General features: G+C 44.5%; 2 protein-coding genes and 1 pseudogene. All 3 read right to left on the reverse strand.

Going from position 1 to position 6,213, the window contains the following annotated elements; translation table 11 throughout:
• Positions 1 to 1,817, reverse strand: a pseudogene (locus PKO02S_RS31375) (hypothetical protein); the annotation flags it as partial.
• A gap of 45 nt (positions 1,818 to 1,862) precedes the next feature.
• The gene (locus PKO02S_RS31380; protein ID WP_127589133.1) at positions 1,863 to 5,183 is read right to left on the reverse strand and encodes a CBM96 family carbohydrate-binding protein; all 3,321 of its coding nucleotides are present in this window, start codon (positions 5,181 to 5,183) and stop codon (positions 1,863 to 1,865) included.
• Between the two features lie 20 nt (positions 5,184 to 5,203).
• A partial coding sequence (locus PKO02S_RS32700; protein WP_218033979.1) for a glycoside hydrolase family 78 protein occupies positions 5,204 to 6,213 on the reverse strand: 1,010 nt, incomplete at its 5' end.

The raw sequence follows: 6,213 nt of genomic DNA on the forward strand, positions 1-6,213 counted from the left end.
ATCACTTTCCCCTGGGTATTTCGGGTATAACCCGTGTAACGGGTCTGTGTAGCACTGATTGGCTGAGATACGCTCTTCAGCAAATGCGTTGTAGCGTCATATTCGTACGTTGTACGGACACCCATCGGGTCAGTCGAAGTCGTCACATTCTGATAGTCGTCAAAAGTTCGAGAAGTAGTTACCGGACTCGACTCCACTGATGTCGAAGTATTCACTGTTTTCGAACTGCTGCCAATAGGCGTAGTCCAACGGCGAGCTTCGTCGTAAGTGTAGTCCGTAACTTTCTTTATGTCTCCAGCAGTACTACTGACTTTCGTATTGTAAAAAACAGGCGGGTTCTCAGCATCGATGTAATCTTTCTTATTATCAAACTGGGTCGATGTCAGCACATCATTTACTGTGACTGAGAATGTCATATCCGAATTGTAGGAGCTTCCAGAGTCACCTGAGTAGCTAATCGTCTTCACATTAAAATCAGCGGGCGGAGCATCAGCATAAATGATTTGGCTTTTCCGTGATTGGACTCGATAGACCTGATTTACAGAGGACTCCCCAATATAACGGGTGACTGCAGACGTCTCATATTCATAAATCACCTTGGCCCCCGTTGGGTAAATGACGCCAGTAATCAAAGCATAAGGGTTAGACGTGTTTGGCGTTGTCCCTAGCAAGTTAAATTGAGCCGGTTTAATGGTGTAATCATAAGTCACTGCACGACCAACAGGGTCTACTACTTGAGTGAGAAGCTCTTTACCATCTTGAATCTGCTTGTAGTAAGTGACCGTTTGGCTTCCCTTTGTCAAAACAACGCTTTGGGTGGAATATGTGATGTTAATGACGTTCCCAATGGCATCATGGATGGACGACAACACCTTGCCGTAGACAGGGTCTGTTTCATATTTGAATTGAAGTGTGTTGTCATATGGATCCGATATTTGAAGGAGACGACCTTCGCTGTTGAAATATTGCTTGATTCCGCCAATGGACTGAAGGCGATCTGTGGAAGTCTCTCCGTTGACAGTTACCGTGGTGTCAGCGGCAATGGTCAAGTCCTGCCAGCTGTACCCTTTCAAAAGTCCATCCTTGATTTCAAACGTACCGCTGCCAGCAAGGTGGAGATACTTCTTGTCACCTTCATGTTCGATGAAAGAGATGTCCCAGTTCCAACCCTTTCCGATCGGGAACATGTTCTCATCGTCGGCGGGGGCAGTGGAGTTGGCGCTTCCTGTAACGCCCATCTTATAGAATTGAGCAGAAGCGCTATCGTAAGAACGAGACAAAGCAAAGGACAGGCCATTCCGTCCTGGGAGAGTCAAATCTACGTTTCTCAGCGATACGCCACCTGAAAGGGTAGACAGGTTCTCGTTATCCAGGGAAACGGTATATGGAGCTTGATCAGGCTTGGTATTGACATAGCTGTAGTCCTGACCTGTCATCAACATCTGCATTCCACCACCACCAAAGCCCTGCAATTCGGACTGGATGGTGCTCTTTGCGCTTTGAGACAGGTTCACGTACTCTGGCGTAACGGCCGCAATACTTTCTTCATAAGTCAGTCCTGTGGCTTGCTGGTGATCGAGTGCTTCTTCAACCTGCTTAAGGGTATACCCTTTGTCCAGCTCGGATTGAATGAAGTCTTCCTCGACAGCGAATTTCTCTTTCAGCTTCTCCACTTTCTTCTTAGTAGCGGGCGTTTTCTCTTCGACGGGTGTTGAAGAAGTGTCCTGGGGTGCAGCCGAAGCAGCTAAAGGAACACTAGTAAATAGTAGGATAAAAATCAGGAAGGATAGGATCCATTTCGAGCGTTTCTTATTCAAGAGGAAAGCCTCCTTAGGATTTTGGGTGGATGCTGTACTGCTTGGTTAGTTGAATATCTCTTGGATTTGTGCGTTGTCGATCCAGTAGTGGCCTTGGCCGTTCGTGATTGGGACAATCATTACAAAGACTTGTTGAGCCCCTGCTGGTGCTAATGCTGTAGCAGATAACTTAGTCCACCCATTCGTACCTTGTAAGGTTGTTGAAACGACATTGTTCTGCCAAATCCATGCACCAGCAGATGTCTTCCAGTAGGTACGTACACTAACGCCGCCCGTCATGCCCTCTGTTTTGACATAAGCGGAGACATTAAACTTTCTACCTGAAACATCCATATTAAAGTTGAATCCGTTGTATTGATGCTGATCCCCTGAAGGTGCAACTGTCACTTTCATGGATTGAGTGCCTGAGAGCTTGGTGGCGGTATCCGTTGCATATGTGCCTCCACTTCCATTGCTGATGCCCCAGCTCGACGTCCCTGATTCGAAACCAGGGTTCGTAAATGCAATGTTGGAAGAATTGGACAACGTTGTTGATTTATTCGTGATATTTCCGTTCGGATCATATTGATAGCTCGTCTGAGAAAGCACGTCAACCTTGTTCAGGGTGATGCTATAGGTATTATCCGCATGGAATGCCCCATTAGCTCCAACCACCTTAATGTAGTGCGGAGTGGCGGACAACGTCTCGAAGATAACGTTCTCCGTAAGTCCTGCCCCTCTCACGCCAGCAGCCAATAGATTTTGAGAGCTATCGTATACATAGACGTCGTAATTCAGACCAGCAGGGACGGACATGGTAACCCGATCGATTCCAGTCGATGTCGGTGTGTATGTATACCAGTCCTCATCTGGGTTCGGGTTTGGTGCGGAAATGACCGTAGTCAATGTGTTTTGATAACTGATCGGGAAAGCAGTCTCATAGGTATTGTTAGGCTCAAAAGCGTGATTCATCGTAATATTGCTTCTATACACCCAAGCTGACCACTCCATGCCATCTTTCACACGAATCGCAAAACTCCATAACCCCGTTGATGGAGGAATAAAGTTATGGAAAGCGGCGGCGGAAGCAACTTCACCAGAGTCATAGGCCCACGATGCCCAGTTATCTTTAGACCCTACGAGTTGATAGTGCGTCTGTGCTTGAGAGTTCCCGTCACTGTATGTCCAAGTAAAGTTGATTAAATTATCTCGGCGAGTCGTATTATCTTGGCCCCATATATTTGTTGGAGTGGGCAATGCATTGGTCTTGAAATACATCGAGCTGCTGTAAGGTGACTCAGCTCCTGAATTGTCTTTGGTTTTAACTCTCCAGTAATAAGTTGTATTTCGAGCCAAATTGGCGGAACCTGGGACTGAAAGTGAATTGCTGCTGGATGTCACCCAGGTGCTCGTGTACTTCTGTACATTACTTGTGTCGTAGACTTCAACAAGATAAGCGGACTGGGTATTCCCCGCATCTGGGTCTTGAAAAGTCCATTGGACCGTCGGTGTTACACCAGCAATCAATGTTGGAGTTGAAGACGACGTGTGCCCTGGTGTTAAGTTTGTTGGTGCTGTTGGGGCTTGATTATGTCTAATTGTGAAAACAGCATTCGATTGATCCCAGGAGCTATAAAGTTCACCATCATATGCTCTGACACGAATTATTGCGTTTGTTGTTGCAGGTATCGCTGAGAAGTTATATGAGAATGAAGTGGCACCCGCAGTGGTTAGCAAAGGTGCAAGATCATATGGCCAGGTTGCCCCATTATCAAGTGAAAGCTGCAGTTGATACTTTAAATTAGACTGGGTTGTTTCAGCATCAGTTGATGCCGACCATAATATACTGAAATTGCTGTCAATTACATTGCCGCCATTAGGCTCGACTACAGAAGGAGTAGTTGGAGCAGTATTTGGGATTGTATAATTAATAACTAGTTGTGGGACGCTTTGGAATGCCTCTCTAGTGTAGACTTGCCACACGTCATCTGAACCAGGATTTGCTGAAAGTACAATCGAGCACTCTGCTCCAAGAGGTCTACATTGACTTACCACATTTTTCACATTAATGTTCTTCCAGCCACTAAAATTGTAATTAGTAAAAGAAGTGGAATCTAGTATTCCCCCACCAGGCTTATTCCACCATGTAATTGTGGTCTCGGACCATGAGCTTTGTGTTCTCGCTGCAAAAATAGTCCAATCACCATTTAATCCTCCATTTATCCCATTAATACTTAATGTTGCAGAATCAATTATTGCTGAGATGGGTACAGAAGCTAGGTTGAATTTATAATACATTTGATTTTGATAACTGTATAAATCGCCGTAATCACCATAATCATAATCAATCCCAATCCATCCATTTTGTGTAGTTCCTCGATTTGTATACATTCCGTTCTCTGATACCCATGCGTCTGCGCTTGCGCTTGTAGTAACTGTTGGATCAACAGTAATGGGAAAAGTTAACCCTGACGTATCTACTGTTAAATCTAAAAATATTTGCTCCCCTTCTATCCTTAGTTTCTGAAAAACATCGCGAACTTCACCTAGCGAATCTATCAACCAAGGTGAAAGTAATGTAAGTTGCCCTAAAACGAAGTCCTCACTCACTGGGACATTAAGCTTATAAGAGAACTGAGTCGGGGCTTCAGAGGTCTTTAACAGAATAGTCTCTTTAAGTCCATCATTTGTGATATCTAAGATAACGTCAGTGTCTTTCCAGGCATCTGAGTAAATTATTGCACTCGATGAATATCTAGAACCATTAGTATTATTTACATTTTGTGGAGTAAACTCGAGTTTATCCTCACCAAACCGAATTGAATATCCGTCAGCAAATCTCTTTGGAATTGTCACATCGAATGGAACTTGAAGCGCCTTGTAATTTCCTTCAGTAAATGCGGGTTGTTTTCCCCTATTCTGCTTTTTACTTATTATTTCATTTGAAGCCTGTTTGGATATTTTATGCTTTATAAGGTTGATCCCCTCGATTTCTGACTCATCAACAAGTGATGTATCAATATCTTGCAGAACTCCCTCTACATCTTCGTAGTGCAGTGTATCCATGGATATAACAGCTTTGTATGTACCGTCATTCATCAAAAAGTGCTTGCTGTTATCTGTGCGTTTAGACACGACTTCACTCACAATGTTCGAGTCCATTGCTTTCCATTTTTCTAGACCTCTTACTTCAGCGACTACAGGAGGCTTGCTAGACTTGTCTCCCTTACTCGCCTCGTATGTGTTGCTGGTAACGGACTCCGTCGAAATGGAAACTCCGTCAGGAATCGGTCCTATTGAATCTCTAGCTAAGACTTGTGCAAAAGGAGTAGATAACATTGTACCTACCAACAGAGATACAAATAATTTTTGAATTTTGAGTTCCATAGCTTCCCCCTTGGTTTGATTTATTGCCTCGTCGTCACAGTCGTCTTACCAGTTATATTTCCATTCGAATCGTACTGGTATGTCGTTGTCGAATTGACACTCATCTTGTTCAACGTCATCCCATATGTAGCACTAGTCGAAAAATGGCTGTCAACTCCAAACACCTTGATGTAATACACCTGCCCAGCAGTAACCTCAAAGATGATGTTCTCCGTCGCTCCAGTACCACCAATTCCCGCCGTAATCGGCTTTTCGGTAGAATCATAGATGATGACGTCATAGTTCTTATCTGACGGTACCGTCAGGGTCACACGGTCAATTCCTGTGCTTGTAGGCGTATACTTATACCAATCCACATCCGTAGCCGATGAGATAAGCGTGTTGTATGTATTCTGGTAAGCTACAGGGAAGGCTGTTCCGCTTGTGTTGTTGTCCTCAAAGCTGTTCGGTAAGTTCAAGCTACGGTAAACCCAATTCGACCACTCAAGCCCATCCTTTACTCTCACAGCGAAACTCCAAGCTCCATTAGAAAGAGGAGTCGTTTGGTGGCTGGTGGCGGAGGAGGCAATTTCACCTGAGTTATAAGACCAAGTAGCCCAGTTATCCTTAGAGCCGACAACTTGGAAATGAGTTTGGGCCTGAGAATCTCCATCCCCGTAAGTCCAAGTCATGTTTACAATGTTGTCTGGAAGAGTGAATCCTTCCGAGTACGCCGTAATATTAGCTGTAGGCAAGGTATTCACCTTGATGTAATAGCTTGAAGAGAATGGAGACTCTGCACCACTATTATCTTTGGTGGCAACTGTCCACTTGTATGTAGTACCTCTAGTTAACTCCCCAGAAGGAATCGTCAAAGTATTGCTGCTCGAGCTGACCCAGCCACTGTTGTATTCTTCAACGTCAGACATGTTCTTCACAATAACCCTGTAAGCAGACTGAGTGTTGCCTACATCTGGGTCAGAAAACGTCCACTGCAATGTAGGAGTTAATGAACCAACAAGAACAGGGCTTGATGATGAATGTGTTTTGT

It is taken from the genome of Paenibacillus koleovorans NBRC 103111 (genome assembly GCF_004000845.1).
Taxonomy (GTDB): Bacteria; Bacillota; Bacilli; order Paenibacillales; family NBRC-103111; genus Paenibacillus_AA; species Paenibacillus_AA koleovorans.

Coding starts and splice junctions, on each gene's coding strand:
- PKO02S_RS31380 (WP_127589133.1), bottom strand. CDS start 5,183: ATGGAACTCAAAATTCAAAAATTATTTGTATCTCTGTTGGTAGGTACA.